Genomic DNA, 16,690 nt, shown 5'->3' on the forward strand with positions numbered 1-16,690 from the left:
ACAACCTGCGCGCCAACACCAACCTGCGCATCGCGCTCCGGATGGCCGACGCCGACGACTCCAGCGACATCCTCGGCGACCCGATGGCCGCCTACTTCGACCAGTCGATCCCCGGCCGGGGCGCCGCGAAGACCGGTCCCGGCCGGCTCGCCGCCTTCCAGACCGGGTATGCGGGCGGCTGGACCACCAACGCCCCCACCCGCCCGCGCATCGACCTGGTGGAGATGGACTTCGGCTCCGGCGCGGTCTGGGAACAGCCCGAGGTCGAGGCGCCCGAGCTCGCCGACCCGGGGCCGACCGACATCGCCCGGCTCGTGTCGAGCATCCGCACTGCCGCGAAGATGGCCGACATCCCCGAGCCGCGCAAGCCCTGGCTCGACGAGCTCGCCGCCGTCTACGACTTCTCGCTACTGCCGAACCCGCGCACCGACGAGCGACTGCTGCTCGGCGTCATCGACGACCCGGCGTCGCAGAGCCAGCCGACCGTCTTCTACGAGCCCGACCGCGACGGCAACATGGCCGTCTACGGCACCGGTGGCTCGGGCAAGAGCGCGACGCTGCGGATGATCGCGGTCGCCGCCGCCGTCACGCCCCGTGGTGGGCCCGTGCACGTCTACGGTCTCGACTTCGGTTCGTCGGGCCTCAGCATGCTGCAGGAGCTGCCGCACGTGGGCGCGATCATCGACGGCGACGACGAGGAGCGGGTCATCCGCCTGCTCCGGATGCTGCGCGACCTCGTCGACGACCGCTCCGAGCGGTACTCCGCGGTGCGCGCCGGGTCGATCGGCGAGTACCGGCGCATCGCGAACGCGCCCGGTGAGGCGCGCATCCTGGTGCTCGTCGACGGCATCGGGGCGTTCCGCGAGCAGTACGAATTCGGCGGCCACTCGGCCTGGTTCACGACCTTCTCGCAGATCGCCACCGACGGCCGGCAAGTCGGCGTGCACATCGTCGTCGCCGGCGACCGACCCAACTCGGTGCCGGCCTCGCTCGGCTCCACCATCCAGCGCCGCCTGGTGCTCCGGATGGCGAACGAGGACGACTACTCGCTGGTGAACGCGCCGAAGGACACGCTCTCGGCCGTGTCACCGCCAGGCCGTGGCGTGATGGACGGCGACGAGGTGCAGATCGCGATGCTCGGCGCCGACCCGAACGTGGCGATCCAGGCGCGCGAGATCGCGAAGCTCGCCGAAGCGATGACGCGCCAGGGGGTGGCGCCGGCTGAGCCCGTGCGCACGCTCGGCGACTCGATCGCGCTCGGCACGCTTTCTGCCACCACCGCCGGCCCCGGGGCCGAACCGCAGCCCGTCATCGGGATGCGCGACGACACGCTCGGGCCGTTCGGGGTGGCGGCGCGAGGAGCGCTGCTCGTGGCCGGATCGGCCGGCAGCGGGCGCTCGACCGCGCTCGCCACCATCGCGACGGCGCTGCGGCGGGCCGACCCGAGCATCCGTCTGGTGCACATCTCGCCGCGCAAGACGAGCCTCACGCCCCTGCCGCTGTGGTCGCTCTCGCTCTCCGACCCGGCCCAGATCGCCGCGTTCGCCGATGACGTCTCGGCCCAGCTCGACGCCGAGACGCTGAAGCCCACCCAGTTCGCCCTCGTCATCGAGAACGTGGGCGAGCTGAACGGGTCGCCGGCCGAGAACGACGTCGACCGGCTGATCAAGCGCGCGCTCCGCGAGGACGTGTTCGTGATCGGCGAGAGCGAGTCGTCGACCTGGTCGGCGGCGTGGACGCTCGGCGGCTCGTTCAAGAACGCCAAGCGGGGCCTCTTACTGGTGCCCGGCGAGCTCGACGGCGACACCCTGCTCGGCACCTCGCTCGGCCGCTTCAAGCGCTCGGATCTGCCCCCTGGCCGGGGCTTCTTCGTGCAGGGCGGCCGCGTCACGAAGCTGCAGGTGGCGACCCGTGACGACTGATGGGGACGAATGGGTACTTCTCCCCATCGCGGGTTTCGACAGTCGTCCGTAGTGTCTTTCTCGTGAGGACGACCTCACAGGAAGTAGCGGAACCGGACAGCCCGGTCCGCGGAATGAAAGGGAGAGAATCATGGCCGTTTGGGGTCTCGATGTCGAGCAGGTCCGCTCGCTCAGCAAGCAGCTCAACACCCAGTCGCAGCAGGTTCAGCAGATCCTGACCACGCTCACCAGCGCTCTGCAGTCGGTGCAGTGGACCGGCCCCGACGCGGAGAACTTCCGCAACGAGTGGAACACCACCCACACCGCCGCGCTGAAGCAGGTCATCACCGCGCTCGAAGACGCCTCGCAGAAGGCCTCGAAGAACGCGTCCGACCAGGAGGCCACCTCGAACGCGTAGTTCGAGTTGGGCGGGGGTTCCGACGCGGAGCCCCCGCCCTTTTTCCTTCCACACATCGATCACACACATCGATCTGCACGCTTGAGAGGGTGTCATGGCTGGTGGTTTCTACGGGGCGGACGTCGAACAGCTCCGGCAGCTGGCGAAGAAGTTCGACAGCGCCGCTGACAATCTGAACACGGTGACGTCGACGCTCACCTCGAGCGTGAACCACACGCCGGCCTGGCAGGGGCCGGATGCGACGACCTTCCGCTCCGACTGGAACGGCACGCACACCGCTCAGCTGAAGGCCGCCATCCAGGCGCTCCGTAACGGCAGCAGCGACCTCGTGAAGAACGCCGAGGAGCAGAACACGGCGTCGACCGACGGCGGGGCGTTCGGCGGCGGATCGGGCGGGGGCGGGGGCTCGAACGGCGGCGGCAACGGTTCCGGCGGCGGCGGCTCGAACGGCGGCGGCTCCGCGGGTGGCGGAGGCGGCGGCGGTGGAGGTGGCGGCACCGGCGATGACACCACGACGCACTCCTCGAGCGATGCCCACGGCTTCGAAGCCGACGGACATGCGAGCGCCGGCACCGAGACCGGCCCCACGTCCGCCGAGGCGAACGCCGAAGCGGGCTGGCAGTGGGGTGCGGGCGCCAACGCCACCGGCGGCTGGGAGAACGGCTGGTCGGAGGGCGAGGGCACGGCCGAAGCGTTCGTGGGCCTCGACTCCAACGCAGAGGCGAGCGCGGGCATCAGCCTCGACGGGGCGGAGGCAAGCGCATCCGCTGACGCCATGATCGGCGGAACTGCCGGGGTCAACGGCAACGTGCAGGTGCTCGGCGGGCTCGCCGGCGCCGAGGGCAGCGCCGAGGTGATGGCCGGTGCCGAGGCCCAGGTGAACGCCGGCGCCACGATCGGCCCCGACGGCATCGGTGCCAACGCCGGCTTCGACGGCTTCGCCGGCGCCCAGGCCGGTGTCGACGGCAGCGTCTCGGCGGTCGGCGTGACCGTCGGCGGTGGCGCGGAGGTCTACGCCGGCATCGGCGCCCACGCGAACATCGACGCCGAGGTCTCCTTCGACAACGTCGGCGTCTCGGTCGACATCGGAGCCGCTCTCGGCATCGGCGCCGGCGCCAACTTCGACATCTCGTTCAGCCCGCAAGACGCCGTCGACTCGGTCGCCGGATTCTTCGGAATCGGCTGAGCGTCGGCCGACCCCCATCCGTTCGTCCCCGTTTCCTGAAAGGCTGGACCCATGACTCACACGCTGACCTTCCCCGGCGAATCCGCTCCCGCGTTCCCGTCGCTCACCCTCACGGTGCCCGACGACTGGCACGCGCTCTCCGTCACCGGTGCCGTACTGGCGGCCGGCAAGACCGTCGAGCAGGGTGAGTTCCGCCCCAACATCGTCGTCGCCGTCTCGCGTTACGCGGCCGGCTACACCCTGCAGACCGCCATCGACGCCGTCGTCGCCCGGGTCGAGTCCATCGAGGGCAAGGTCGAGCTGGTGCGCGACGAGCACGAGGTGCTCGGCCTCCCCGGCTTCCGCATCGAGTTCAGCTATCCGGATGCGCGGGTCGGCACCCTCATGCAGGGCGTGCGTCTCGCCGTGGTCGAGAACGGGCCCGTGGTCGACCTCGTGCAGCTGACCGCCACGGCCACCGGCACGCAGGCCACCGAGCTGTGGGGGGAGCTGCGCGAGATCCAGTCCTCGGCGGGTCTCTCGGCGGTCTCGGCGTAGGGCGCGGCATGGCCGACTCCGTCGCCGACGCGCAGGCGCGCGTGCTCGCCCTCAACAGCCCCGAGCTGCCCTTCGTCTACGAGGCGACTCCCGACGGCATCCGGGCCACCTGGAAGTACGCCGATGTGAAGTGGGCCGCGGTCACGGCCGCAGGTCTCATCTCCTCGGCCTACGAGCTGCGGGTGACGCTCGACCCGGCCGAGGCCGAGTGGACCTTCGACGAGACCGACACCCAGTCGTCGGCCACCGTGCACGCCACGGGCGACGGCGGCTTCGGCATCTCGGGCGGCACCTCGACCTTCAAGGGCCGGGAGAAGAAGGTCTCGTTCCAGTTCGGTGCCGGCACCGCCGCGAAGACCACCGACCGGCAGGGCTCCACCGAGGGCAACCTCTACGGCTGGTCGTTCTCGACCGACGAGGTGAAGCAGCCCCTCATCGACGCCCTCACCGCGGCGGGCTGGTCGCCGAAGAAGAAGGGCTTCTTCGGCAAGCTCTTCGGCGGCTGACCGCTCAGCTGAGTTCGGCGCGGCGGAAGCCCAGCTCGCGCTCGGCGCGTCGAAGCGGCGAACCCGCGAATGGCAGCTGTGACAGGTCGACCGCCGACGCTGCGGTGAGTGCGACCGCGTTGGCCGAGGCCGCCGCGCGTTCCGGCAGTCCGATGGCTGCGGCGAACTCACGCCAGTGTCGTGCTTTCACGCCGCGAGTGCGACCAGCCACCGGGAGCGCCAGGCTGTCGTCACCGTAGACGAGCGTGCACGGGAGGTCGTACATCGGCGCGATGGCCGTCTCGCCCGACGCGCTGCCGAGCATCGAGACGTTCTTGCCGTGGAGGTCGCCGTTCCCGGTGAGCCAGGCGAACACGAACTGCAGATAGAGGTTGCGGACGGCGACGGCCGGCGCGGTGCAGTGCCCGGAGAGCGCTGCGACCACCCGCTCGGAATCGATGTGGTACTTCGATGCGGGCGGCAGGCCGAGAACCTGGGTCGCGTCTTCGAGCGGTAGGCGTTCCCATCGCCCGCCGCCAGCGCGAACCCGGTCGAAGCGGGTCACGAGAAGGCCTTCGCGCCCCAGGCGATCGGTCACCTTTTGCGCGTCGGCGACCGCGATCTTCAACTTCGTCGCCGAACGGAGGTGCAGATCCTCGTTCTGCACCAAGTACGGATAGTCGGGCGGATCGAGCTTCAGGATGTATCGACCCGAACGGGTCGCGACAGGGGTGCTGATCATCTCCGCGCTCAGCTTGTCCTGCACGCCGGGGAGCGCATGCCGGTCGACCTCGTCGGCGAGCTCGAGGAAATCGAGCGTGGCGACCTCAACCGCATCCACCGCGGGTGGCGGCTCTGTCGGCGGGGCACCAGCCGGTACCACCTGCACATCGCCCGGCACGTCGGCCCCGACCGCGAGGAGGAGCGTCAGCTCGTCGTCGAGACTCGTCTTCACCGCATCCTGCAGCACTCTGAGCCGGCGGCCTTCGGGCAGCAGGCCGGCGAAGAAGGCCGGGACCGAACCGTGCGGTGACGAGACGGAGCCGTCGGTCACCGGCAAGGTCGACGCCACGGCCAAAGGCGACGGGCCATCGCGGTACTCCGAGAGGTACGCGAAGACCACGGAGCCGTCGGATGTTCGAGTCAGGCGGCCGGCGAGACGCCCCTGCTTGTAGACGTCGGCCGACGCCACGAAGCGGAGTTCGTCGAGACCGGCCACCATCAGCGCGCCTCCACTCGCAGGCCGAGCACGGCGGCGACAGCGATGACCGCAGCGAAGCTCACCGAAGCGGAGCCCTTCTCGATGTCGCGCACGGTTCGCTCGGAGATTCCGGCCAACTCGGCGAGTTGAGGCTGGGTCAGCCGGTGACGCTTGCGGGCAGCGCGGATGGCCGAGCCGACTTCTTTCGAGGCCTCCATCACGTCCTTACCGGCAAGATCTCACCGGATCTCCCCTCACCAGCCTCATTCTAGGGGATTCGAACGCGAATCGGCAGGATCACGCCGGAATGCGTCAAACCCACGGGGAAACGCCTCCCGAGCTCGCCAAGCGGCACGATGCTGCCGGTTCCACCCGACAAGCGCGGCGGGCAGATCGGGGGTGTCAGTGGCGGCGCGGCGACAGGCGCGCGGCCAGCACGGCGGCGCCGGCCCCTGCCGTGGCGAGGCCGGCGGCGACCGCGGCCAGCGGCGCGGCCTCGATGCCCGTCGCGGCGAGCGCGGGCGGATCGACGGGCGCGACCGGTGCGGGCGGAACCGGTGGCGCGGGCGGGGCGGGGGGCACGGGCATCCGGCCGAAGATGCCGTCGAGCCAGTCGTAGACCACCTCGTTGCGCACCTGCGGGGCCATCGGTGCGCAGTGGAACTGCGCCCCCTCGGCGGAAGTGAAGTCGTGCTGATCGACGGATGCCGCACTTGTCAGCCAGGGCCGGACGTCAGCCGCTTGGCCGACGAAGAAGTCGTCACCCTCGTAGGTGAGGAGGAGCGAGTGGGCGGTGACCGAGCCGAAAAGCGTGCTGTCGCCCGTGTAGGTGGCGATGGCGTCGAGCAGGCCCACCAGGTCTTGGATGACGACACCCGTCAGCGCCTGATCGTGGAACGCCTTGCCGAAGATCTCGCCGCGCTTGTTGAGCAGGAAGCGCAGTGAATCCTGCCCCGGCACGCCGTGCACGGGGAAGGAGGGGTAGACGTCGTTCACCCAGTACTCGTTCGGGATGCCCTTCAACTGCGCATAGGGCGCGGTGGCGTCATAGAACACCGGGTCGGCCACGACGGCCGCGAGACGGTGCTCGTACGCGGCCGCGCGCATGACGAGGAGGCCGCCGAAGCTCCAGCCGGTGAGCGCCACGGCGGCCGGGTCGGTCTCCGGCTGGGCGAGCACGAAGTCGACCAGCGGCGTGATGACGTCCTGCCAGAACGGGGTGAACGGGATGTTCTGCTCGAACAGCAGCGACCCCTGACCGGGGCCCTCGAACATCAGCGCGTTGTAGCCGCGGTCGAGAGCCGCCGCGCCGCCGAAGGCGAAGGTGTCGACCAGTTGGGCATCGCTGCCGTTGTTGATGATGACGGTCGGCTTCGGGCCGGGGCCGGCGGCGCGCGCCCAGTAGGCGGGCACCGTCACGGTCTGCACGACGGGGGTGCCCCCGGCATCCGGAAACCGCACCGCCATCGGGATCTCGACACGGGTCCAGACCGGCTCGAGCAGGGCGGCGGCTTCGGCCCAGCAGCGCTGCATCGCCTGGTAGATCTCGGGCTCGCGAGTGGGCGCGTCGCCGCCCAGCACGAAGAAGAGCACACCGGTGTAGTAGCCGGCAGCCCGCAGGTACTTCGACCGGGCACTGGCCAGGCGGCCCGCGGCCTTCTCGTCGTCGGCCGCAGCGGCGAGCTTCGCCGCCAGCGCCTCGAAGGTGTCGTTGTAGGGCTGGTACACCGGCAGGTTCGCTGTGCCGATCACGGCGAGCGCCGCCTGGACCTCCTGCACCGCCTCGGCGACCTCGCCCACTTCGGCGGCGCCGTACGCGGCCTCGCCGTAGTTGAACTGAGTCTGGAAGTTCAGGTCGTCCTGCTGCGGAAACGGGGTCAGACCGGAGGTGACCGCCGGCGGGTCCGTGGGCGCGGCCGGCACGCCGAGCCGAGCCGTGGTGGCGAGCGTCGCCGCCCCGGCGCTGGCCGGCGCCGCGACCGAGGCGAAGGCCGCGCCGACACCACCCACCGCTGCCAGGCCGAGCAGTCCGCGCCGGCTGACCGTACGCCGCTCGGCGCGCTCACCCTCGTCCGTCGTCGCCATGAATTCCCCCACCTCGTCGTGCCGCGCGCCGCGGACGCTCCTGGCAGCGTAGGGAGGAGCCCGGCGGCGGGGAAGCCCCCGTTCGGGATGTGCGCATCCGGTCGACGCCTGCTACGGCGCGGCCGTCCGCGGGAGATCGTTTCGAGTTGAGAAGTAGTGTTCAGCGGGTGTAACTTTGCAGTCTGCGCAAAGTTCGCGCGCCCTCCCCCATCTGCTTCGTCTGAGGATGCCCATGTCTCGCACCACCCCGTCGTCCGCCCGTCGCGCGACCAAAGCCGAAGCCCGAGCGGAGGAGTTCCGCGAGGCCGGCGGCAAGATGACGCACCGGCAGATCCTGTTCATCATCTTCGGCCTGATGGCCGGCATGTTCCTCGCCTCGCTCGACCAGACCATCGTCGGCACGTCGATGCGCACCATCGGCGACGACCTCGACGGCATCAGCCTGCAGGCCTGGGTGACGACCGGTTACCTCATCCTGTCCACCATCTCCACGCCGCTGTACGGCAAGCTCTCCGACATCTTCGGGCGTCGCCCGCTCTACATCATCGCCATCGCGATCTTCCTCGTGGGGTCGCTGCTGGCGGGCATCGCCACGAACATGTACGAGCTCGCCATCTTCCGCGCCATCCAGGGTCTCGGCGCCGGCGGCCTGATGTCGCTCGCGCTGACCGTGATGGGCGACATCCTCGCGCCGCGCGAGCGCGCCAAGTATCAGGGCTACTTCCTCGCCACCTTCGGCATCTCGAGCGTCATCGGCCCGCTGCTCGGCGGACTGCTCTCCGGCGCCGACCAGATCCTCGGCATCACCGGGTGGCGCTGGATCTTCCTGCTCAACCTCCCCATCGGCGCCATCGCGATGGTGATCGTGCTGCTCTTCCTGCACATCCCGCACACGAAGCGCACGGTGCGCATCGACTGGTGGGGGGTGGCCGCGGTCATCCTCACCGTCGTGCCGATCCTGCTGGTGGCCGAGCAGGGTCGCGAGTGGGGCTGGGGTTCGTGGGGCTCGATCCTCTGCTACGTCATCGCGCCGCTCGGCCTGGTCATGTTCATCCTGGTCGAGCGCCGGATGGGCGACGACGCCATCATCCCGCTGAAGCTGTTCAAGTCGCCCACCTTCTCGATGGCGACCATCCTCGGCGTGCTGGTCGGCTTCGGCATGTTCGGCGCCATGATGACCATCCCGAACTACCTGCAGATCGCCACCGGCGCCACGCCCACCGAGGCGGGCCTGTTGATGATCCCGATGGTGCTCGGCCTCATGATCTCCTCGATCGTGTCGGGTCAGCTCATCTCGCGCACCGGCCGCTACAAGATCTTCCCGATCGTCGGCACCGGGCTCCTCGTCGCCGCGTTCACCTACATGAGCTTCGTGTCGGCCGACAAGCCGGTCTGGTACGTGCTGATCGGCATGCTGGTGATCGGCCTCGGTCTCGGCCAGCTGATGCAGACCCTCACCATCGCGTCGCAGAACTCGGTCGGCCCGCGGGACATCGGTGTGGCGACCTCGTCGTCGACTTTCTTCCGCTCGATCGGTGGAACGCTCGGCACCGCCGTGGTGTTCTCGGTGCTGTTCTCGCGGCTCGGGCAGACCCTGGTCGCGTCGTTCACCGACCCGGCGATCATCGCCCAGACCCGTGCGGCGGCCGCCGACCCGGCGGTGCAGGGCAACCCGGCGAACGCCGCCATCCTGCAGGTGCTGCAGAACGCGCAGACCGACCCCTCCTCGCTCGGCACCGCGCTGAGCGGCGACACCTCGTTCCTCGTCGGCGCCGACTCGCGGCTCAGCCTGCCGTTCGTCGACGCCTGGGCGAACGCGACCTCGACCGTGTTCATCGTGTGCCTGGCCGTGGTGAGCGTGGCGTTCATCCTGAGCTTCTTCCTCAAGGCCACACCGCTGCGCCAGAAGTCGGCCCTCGAGGAGGCCGCCGACAACGACGCCGCCGTGCAGGCGCAGCTCGCCGCGGAGGAGATGGGCGCGCTCGTGCTGCCCGACGTCACCACGGGCTCGGTAGCCGTGCAGAAGCCGGCGGCGGATGCCACGGCCGACGCTCCCGCGCCCGCCCCGTCCGGCCCCCGGCACTAGGGTGCCCGCACGGGGCCGGCCGGCAGGCGGGCTCAGAAGTCGCGGAGGTTGCCGCGCAGGCCGCCCGTGCCGAAGGACGTGCGGAGGATGCCACGGCGGCGCAGGATCGGCACGAGCTCGTCGAGCATCCGGTGGATGGTCACCGGGTGCAGGTCGCCCGAGAAGATGAAGCCGTCGTTGTCGGCCTCCGCACCGAGCTCCTCGATGAAGTCGGCGACCTCGTCGGCCGTGCCGACGTAGCCGGCGCGCTCCGAGATGCGGCCGAGCCGCGCCTTGGCGGTGAGCAGCTGCCGTAAGGTCGCATCCGCGAAGTCGTCGAAGGCCCCGAGCAGGCCCTTGATGCTGCCGCGCGAGACGTGGTCGCCGAAGATCGCCGGATCGACCGGCCGGTCGAGGTCGAGCCCGGTGAGGTCGGTCTCGAGATCGCTCGACTGCCCGGCCGCGACCTGCAGCAGCGCCTCGTCGGAGGGGTGCGCCGACGCATCCACGATGCGCTGCGCCTCCTCGGGCGAGCTCACGATGATGGGTTTGAACACGAACAGGATGTCGATGTCGGCCGCCGAGCGGCCGTGCGCGCGGGCCGCGTCGAGCACCTTCGCGCGGTACGAGCGGATGCTCGCGACATCGAGCGAGGCCAGCGCGAGTTGCACCTCCGACTGCTCGCCGGCGAAGTTCAGGCCACGGCCGGAGCCGCCGGGCGAGACGACGACCGGGTCGACCGGGAGCGCGGAGCCCGTGCCCGTGCCCGACGCTCCCCCGAGCGACGGGAACGGCAGGGCATTCAGGGGCCCGTCGAAAGAGTAGTACTCCCCGCGGTGCTGCACGGGGTCGAGCCGCGACCCGTCGGCGAACCGGCCGGTCGAGGGGTCGGCGATGAGTGCATCCGTTCCCCAGCTGTGCCAGAGCGCCCGCACCGCGGTGAGCCACTCCTCGGCCCGGTCGTAGGCGGCGTCGTGCGCGAGCGGCTCGGCGCCGAAGTGGCGGGAGGAGCCGACATCCGTCACCACGTTAATGCCGAAGCGGTAGTCGCTCAGGTGCTGCAGCGTCGCGAACTGCCGGGCGGCCTGGTAGGGCGAGTAGGCGAGCGGGTTCACGGTGGGCGCGATGCCGATGTGCTCCGTCACGTCGAAGAGGTAGGGCGCGAGCAGCAGCGGATCGTGCTTCGGCCCGCCGTAGGCGCTGCGGATGCGCAGGTCGAGCGTGTCGGCATTGCCGAGCGAGAGCGCGTCTTCGATGATGACGAGGTCGAAGCCGGCCTGCTCGAGGGCGCGCACCGACTGCTGGTACAGGTCGGGCCGGTGCCAGGGGTAGTTCCACTCGTAGTACGGATGCCCCCACCCGTGCGGCCCGAACCCCCGCGACAGGAACCACCCGAAGTGCTGCTGCCGCGCCATCAGGCCGCCTCCCCCGCTCCGACCGCAGCGTCCGCGCCCGCCCGTTCAGCCCCGGCAGCGACGAGCCCGTCGGCACCCACCTCGCCGGGCTCGCGTCGGAACGACGGAGATTCGGCCGGGCGCGCGGTTTCGACGGAAAAATGGACGGCGTGTCGCGCCGACTCTCCGTCGTTCTGGGCCGCAGGAGCGGGAGCGGCGGCGGGCCCGGGAGCCGACGGCGCGGCGGCGGGCACGAGAGCCGACGGCGCGCCGGCGGACGCGGAAGCAGGAGCTGCCGCGAGCGCCCGCACGGCGGCGAGGCCGCGCTCGAGGTCGGCGAGCAGGTCGGCGACGTCCTCCACCCCGATCGACAGGCGGATGAGGCCGGGGCCGATGCCGCTCTCGCGCAGCTGCTCCTCGGTGCGGAACGCGTGCGACGTGGTGGCGGGGTGGATGATGAGCGACCGCGTGTCGCCGAGGTGCGTCATGTGCGTGAACAGCTGCACCGCGTCGATGAACGCCGCGGCCGCGGGCAGCCCGCCTGCCACCGTGAACGAGAACACCGACCCCCGGCCGCGCGGCAGGTACCGCGTGCCGAGCGAGTAGTACGGACTGGACGGCAGCCCGGAGTAGTCGACCGCCTCGACCTCCGGCTGCTCCTCGAGCCAGGCTGCCACCGCCTGCGCCGACCCCGACTGCCGGTCGACGCGCAGCGACAGCGTCTCGATGCCCTGCTGGATGAGGAACGCGTTGATGGGCGACGGCGTCGGCCCGAAGCGCAGCGCCACCACGTCGCGGGCGTAGGCGATGAACGCATCGGCGCCGTAGCGCGAAACGAAGCTGCGCCCACTGAGACCGTGCACGGGTTGGGTGAGATGTGGGAACAGGGTGCCGGATGCGCTCCAGTCGAACCCCGAACCGCTCACGATCACGCCGCCCAGCACCGCGCCGTGCCCGGCCAGGAACTTGCTCGCCGAGTGCACCACGATGTCGGCACCGTGCTCGAGCGGTCGCAGAAGGTAGGGGGTGGCGAAGGTGTTGTCGACGATGAGCGGGATGCCGTGGCGGTGCGCGACCGCCGCGACGAGCGCGAGATCGACGAGATCGTTCTTCGGGTTCGGGATCGACTCGACGAACAGGGCGCGGGTGCTCGGACGGATGGCCGCCTCCCACGCGGCGGCGTCGTTGGCGTCGACGACGAACGAGGTGTCGATGCCGAGCCGGGAGAAGTTGTCGAGGAACAGGCCGCGCGAGCCCTCGTAGATGCTGTTCGCCGATGCCAGGTGGTCGCCCGCCTGCAGGAGCGCGAGCAGCGCCACCGACAACGCGGCCTGACCCGACCCCACGAGGATGGCGTGCGACCCGCCCTCGAGCGCGGCGATGCGCCGCTCGACGGCGGCCGTGGTGGGGTTGCCGACCCGGGTGTAGCTGAAGCCGTCGTCGGCTCCGCCGAATCGGTCGCGCGCCTGGGCGAAGTCGTCGAACACGAAGCCGGCGCTGAGGTAGATGGGCGTCGCCCGGGGGTTGACACCGTCGTCGGGCACCGCCCCGGCGTGCACCTGCTGGGTCGCGAAGCCGAGTGACTGGACTCGCGTGCTCTCTCCGGTCATCGACCTCTCCTCTCGTGCGTCACCGATAGGACAGGGTGCCACGACCACTGTCTGACCAGGCCGTTTGCGAAGTTCTGTTACGTCGGCACCGCGCTCCGCCCGAGCGACGAAGGCGGCGAGCATCCGTATTCCCGAACAGGAATATGCGGCGGGCTTGACATCGCCCGAATTTCTCGCCTACGGTTGCCCACGAATCGTGAGAGCGCTCTCACGCATCGTTGTGAGAGCGCTCTCAATCCCTATCGACAACAATCCACGCACACAAGGGAGTGACCGTGAAGTTCTCACGACGCACCACAGCAGGGACCATCGCCATCGCCGGCGCGGCAGCGTTCGCACTGCTCGCCAGCGGATGCTCGTCCTCCGGCAGCGCAGCAGGCACCGCCGACGACCCCATCACCCTGACCGTCACCACGTTCGGCACGATGGGCCTCGACGACCTCTACAAGCAGTACGAGGAGCAGAATCCCGGCATCAAGATCGAGGCCACCAACATCGACACCGGCGGCAACGCCAAGACCGACTGGCAGACCAAGCAGGCCGCCGGCGCCGGGCTCCCCGACGTGCAGGCCGTCGAGGAGGGCTGGCTGAGCGCGGTGATGCAGGTCTCCGACCAGTTCACCGACCTGAGCGACTACGGCGCGAAGGACATCGCCGACCAGTGGGTCGACTGGAAGGTGAAGCAGGCGACGGATGCGAACGGCCGCATCATCGGCTACGGCACCGACATCGGCCCCGAGGGCCTCTGCTACAACCGCGACCTGTTCCAGGCGGCGGGCCTGCCGACCGACCGCGACGAGGTCGCGGCGCTGTTCGGCGGCGACGACGCCACCTGGGCCGACTACTTCAAGGTGGGCGAGCAGTACCACGCCGCCACCGGTAAGCCCTGGTACGACCAGTCCGGATTCATCTGGAACGCCATGGTGAACCAGCAGCCCGAGGGCTACTACACCGCCGACGGCGAGCTCAACATCGAAGACAACGCCAAGCTCAAGGAGCTGTGGGGCGAACTCGCCGGGGGCGCCGCCGCCGGCCTCTCCTCCGGCCAGACCCAGTGGGACTGGGGCAAGGGCAAGGCCTTCACCGACGGCTCGTTCGCGACCTTCGTCTGCCCCGGCTGGATGCTCGGCGTCGTGAAGGGCCAGGTCGAAGCCGCGGGCGGCGACGCCAGCTCGGGCTGGGACTTCGCCAACGTCTTCCCCGGTGGCCCCGCCAACTGGGGCGGTAGCTTCCTCACCGTTCCCACCTCGTCGAAGCACCCGAAGGAGGCAGCGGCCCTGGCCCAGTGGCTCACCGCCGCCAAGCAGCAGGCGGCCGCGTTCACCGTCGCCGGCACCTTCCCGAGCAACATCGAGGCGCAGAGCGACCCGGCCGTGACCGGCACCAATGAGCTGTCGACGTTCTTCAACGACGCGCCGCTCGGCTCCATCCTCGCTGAGCGCTCGAAGGGCGTCGTCGCCCAGTTCAAGGGCCCGGACGACTCGGTCATCCAGGAGCAGGTCTTCGGCCCGTCGGCGCTGTCGCTCGACTCCGGCACCGACGGCCAGACCGCGTGGAACAACGCGATCGAGCTGCTGAACCAGCTGGTCGTCAACAAGTAGTCCGCACCGCCGGGGCCCCAGGATCCACCACCGCCTGGGGCCCCGGCACTTCTCCGCCACCCGTCTCGCCCACCCGCCTCTCGACCGTCAGGGAACCACCGCATGACCGCAACGATCACCCCGCCGGTGAAGACGCCGGCGACGGATGCGCCCCCGCCGCCCCGCGCATCCGGCATGACCTTCCGTCAGCGCCTCAACAAGGCCGACGTGAAGTACTCGCCCTACGTCTACATCGCGCCGTTCTTCGTGCTGTTCGGGCTGGTGGGGCTCTTCCCGCTCGGCTACACCTTCGTCGTGTCGCTGAACGACTGGAATCTGCTCTCGGGCCCGGGCGAGTGGGTGGGCCTCGACAACTTCACCACCGAGCTCACCGATCCGTTCTTCTGGAACTCGCTGTTCAACACGGTCAGCATCTTCTTCCTCTCTGCGGTGCCGCAGCTGATCGCGGCGGTCGCGATCGCCGCCGTGCTCGACCAGAACCTGCGGGCGAAGACGTTCTGGCGCATGAGCGTGCTCATCCCCTACGTCGTCACCCCGGTGGCGGTCACCCTCATCTTCTCGAGCGCGTTCTCGGAGAAGTACGGGCTCATCAACAACATCCTCCAGGCCGTGCACCTCGGCCCGGTCGACTGGATGACGGATGTCTTCCCCTCCCACATCGCCATCGCCACCATGGTGAACTGGCGCTGGACGGGCTACAACGCACTCATCCTGCTCGCGGCGATGCAGGCGGTGCCCCGCGACATCCACGAGTCGGCCGCGCTCGACGGGGCCGGGCAGTTCCGGCGGTTCTTCTCGATCACGCTGCCGAGCATCCGGCCCACCATGATCTTCGTCATCATCACCGCCACCATCGGCGGCCTCCAGATCTTCACCGAACCGAAGCTCTTCAACCCCACCGTGTCCACTCCTGGCGGCAACGACCGGCAGTACCAGACCACGGTGCTCTACCTCTGGGATCTCGCGTTCAACCGGCAGAGCTTCGGCCGTGCCTCGGCGGTGGCGTGGCTGCTCTTCCTCGTGATCGTGCTGTTCGGGGTGCTCAACTTCCTCATCTCGCGGCGGATCGCGTCGACCGAGGCGCGGGTCGCGAAGAAGCGGAGCACCCGTGCCCTGGCCCGCTCGCGCGCCGAAGCGGAGCTGTCGAGCGGATTCGTGCCCGGCGTCTCCCCCGAGCTCGCCGAAGCCCACCACCCGACAGCCCCGTCCACGCCGGCCACCCCGTCCGACACGTCCGTCCCGTCCGCCCCGGAGGAGAACCGATGACCGCCACCGCGACGCGCCCCGCAGCCGCGGCGGCAGCATCCGCTCGGCCGGCACGCGCCACCGCCCCGCGCCGTCGCCGGCGCGACCACGGCATCGACCGCCGGCCCGGATTCGTGACCTACGGCATCCTGCTCGCCGTCTTCCTCGGCGGCGCGCTGCCGCTCTGGTGGTCGTTCGTGGTCGGCTCGAGCGACAGCCAGGTGCTCACCGCGACCTGGCCACCGCTCCTGCCCGGCGGCCAGTTCTGGGAGAACGTGAGCCAGGTGGTGAGCACCGTCCCGTTCTGGACCGCCCTCGGCAACAGCATCATCGTCGCGGGGGTGATCACCGCATCCGTCGTCTTCTTCTCGACGCTCGCCGGTTACGCGTTCGCGAAGCTCCGCTTCCGCGGGCGGGAGGGGCTGCTCGTCTTCGTCATCGCCACCCTCGCCGTGCCCACCCAGCTCGGCATCATCCCGCTGTTCATGCTGATGCGGCAGTTCGGCTGGACGGGGTCGCTCGGCGCCGTCATCGTGCCCACCCTCGTCACCGCCTTCGGCGTGTTCTTCATGCGTCAGTACCTGGTCGACGTCATCCCCGACGAGCTCATCGAGGCGGCCCGGGTCGACGGCGCGAGCATGATCTCGACCTTCTGGCACGTCGGGGTGCCGGCGGCGCGGCCGGCCATGGCCATCCTCGGCCTCTTCACCTTCATGACCGCCTGGACCGATTACCTCTGGCCGCTGCTCGTCGTGCCGCAGAACCCCACACTGCAGGTCGCGCTCAGCCAGTTGCAGTCGGCCAAGTACGTCGACTACTCGATCGTGCTCGCCGGCGCGGTGCTCGCGACGCTGCCGTTGCTGCTGCTGTTCGTGCTCGCGGGCAAGCAACTGGTCTCGGGCATCATGGCCGGCGCGGTCAAGGGCTGAGCGGGCACGAGCCGCGGCGGCCCTGCCGTCGGC

Annotated in this window: 14 protein-coding genes; 9 read left to right on the forward strand and 5 right to left on the reverse strand. The window is 70.0% G+C overall.

What is annotated here, in order from left to right; genetic code table 11:
• The 5 genes from AC3WLB_RS17620 to AC3WLB_RS17640 form a co-directional block, all read left to right on the forward strand.
• On the forward strand, positions 1-1,922 hold a 1,922-nt coding region (locus AC3WLB_RS17620; RefSeq protein WP_492508206.1), incomplete at its 5' end, for an FtsK/SpoIIIE domain-containing protein.
• Between the two features lie 130 nt (positions 1,923-2,052).
• Entirely contained in the window at positions 2,053-2,319 is a 267-nt protein-coding gene (locus AC3WLB_RS17625; protein WP_022895128.1) for a WXG100 family type VII secretion target, read from the forward strand.
• Between the two features lie 94 nt (positions 2,320-2,413).
• Complete coding sequence (locus AC3WLB_RS17630) at positions 2,414-3,505, forward strand: WXG100 family type VII secretion target (RefSeq protein WP_492508208.1); 1,092 nt, start codon at positions 2,414-2,416, stop codon at positions 3,503-3,505.
• Positions 3,506-3,556: 51 nt separating this feature from the next.
• Complete coding sequence (locus tag AC3WLB_RS17635; RefSeq protein ID WP_492508210.1) at positions 3,557-4,042, forward strand: LpqN/LpqT family lipoprotein; 486 nt, start codon at positions 3,557-3,559, stop codon at positions 4,040-4,042.
• A gap of 8 nt (positions 4,043-4,050) precedes the next feature.
• Positions 4,051-4,548 carry a hypothetical protein gene (locus AC3WLB_RS17640; protein WP_492508212.1) on the forward strand — a complete coding sequence of 166 codons (498 nt, stop codon included), beginning with the start codon at positions 4,051-4,053 and terminating at the stop codon, positions 4,546-4,548.
• 4 nt (positions 4,549-4,552) lie between these two features.
• Here the strand turns inward: AC3WLB_RS17640 and AC3WLB_RS17645 are convergent, their stop codons facing one another.
• The 3 genes from AC3WLB_RS17645 to AC3WLB_RS17655 all read right to left on the reverse strand — a co-directional run bounded on the left by AC3WLB_RS17645 (position 4,553) and on the right by AC3WLB_RS17655 (position 7,813).
• Entirely contained in the window at positions 4,553-5,749 is a 1,197-nt protein-coding gene (locus AC3WLB_RS17645; protein ID WP_492508214.1) for a type II toxin-antitoxin system HipA family toxin, read from the reverse strand.
• Positions 5,749-5,946: a helix-turn-helix transcriptional regulator gene (locus tag AC3WLB_RS17650; protein WP_022896607.1), complete on the reverse strand. Its 198-nt coding sequence runs from the start codon at positions 5,944-5,946 to the stop codon at positions 5,749-5,751. The genes AC3WLB_RS17645 and AC3WLB_RS17650 overlap by 1 nt, the downstream gene beginning before the upstream one ends.
• A 184-nt stretch (positions 5,947-6,130) precedes the next feature.
• Complete coding sequence (locus AC3WLB_RS17655) at positions 6,131-7,813, reverse strand: alpha/beta hydrolase family protein (RefSeq protein WP_492508217.1); 1,683 nt, start codon at positions 7,811-7,813, stop codon at positions 6,131-6,133.
• Between the two features lie 316 nt (positions 7,814-8,129).
• Here AC3WLB_RS17655 and AC3WLB_RS17660 point away from each other — a divergent pair, with 316 nt between their 5' ends.
• Positions 8,130-9,899: an MDR family MFS transporter gene (locus AC3WLB_RS17660; protein WP_492508509.1), complete on the forward strand. Its 1,770-nt coding sequence runs from the start codon at positions 8,130-8,132 to the stop codon at positions 9,897-9,899.
• A gap of 32 nt (positions 9,900-9,931) precedes the next feature.
• Here the strand turns inward: AC3WLB_RS17660 and AC3WLB_RS17665 are convergent, their stop codons facing one another.
• Positions 9,932-11,293, reverse strand: a complete 1,362-nt coding sequence (locus tag AC3WLB_RS17665) for an LLM class flavin-dependent oxidoreductase (RefSeq protein WP_492508219.1) — start codon at positions 11,291-11,293, stop codon at positions 9,932-9,934.
• On the reverse strand, positions 11,293-12,882 hold the full coding sequence (locus tag AC3WLB_RS17670) for an O-acetylhomoserine aminocarboxypropyltransferase/cysteine synthase family protein (RefSeq protein WP_492508221.1): 1,590 nt from the start codon (positions 12,880-12,882) through the stop codon (positions 11,293-11,295). The genes AC3WLB_RS17665 and AC3WLB_RS17670 overlap by 1 nt, the downstream gene beginning before the upstream one ends.
• Before the next feature lie 275 nt (positions 12,883-13,157).
• Between AC3WLB_RS17670 and AC3WLB_RS17675 the strand changes: the two genes are divergently transcribed.
• From AC3WLB_RS17675 to AC3WLB_RS17685, 3 genes are all read left to right on the forward strand, one after another.
• Entirely contained in the window at positions 13,158-14,483 is a 1,326-nt protein-coding gene (locus AC3WLB_RS17675) for an ABC transporter substrate-binding protein (RefSeq protein WP_492508223.1), read from the forward strand.
• Positions 14,484-14,585: 102 nt separating this feature from the next.
• Positions 14,586-15,749 (forward strand): carbohydrate ABC transporter permease, encoded by a 1,164-nt coding sequence (locus AC3WLB_RS17680; protein ID WP_492508225.1) that lies wholly within the window; start codon positions 14,586-14,588, stop codon positions 15,747-15,749.
• Entirely contained in the window at positions 15,746-16,657 is a 912-nt protein-coding gene (locus AC3WLB_RS17685) for a carbohydrate ABC transporter permease (protein WP_492508227.1), read from the forward strand. The genes AC3WLB_RS17680 and AC3WLB_RS17685 overlap by 4 nt, the downstream gene beginning before the upstream one ends.
• Positions 16,658-16,690: the final 33 nt, after the last annotated feature.

It is taken from the genome of Herbiconiux sp. FW305-C-125 (assembly GCF_058783455.1).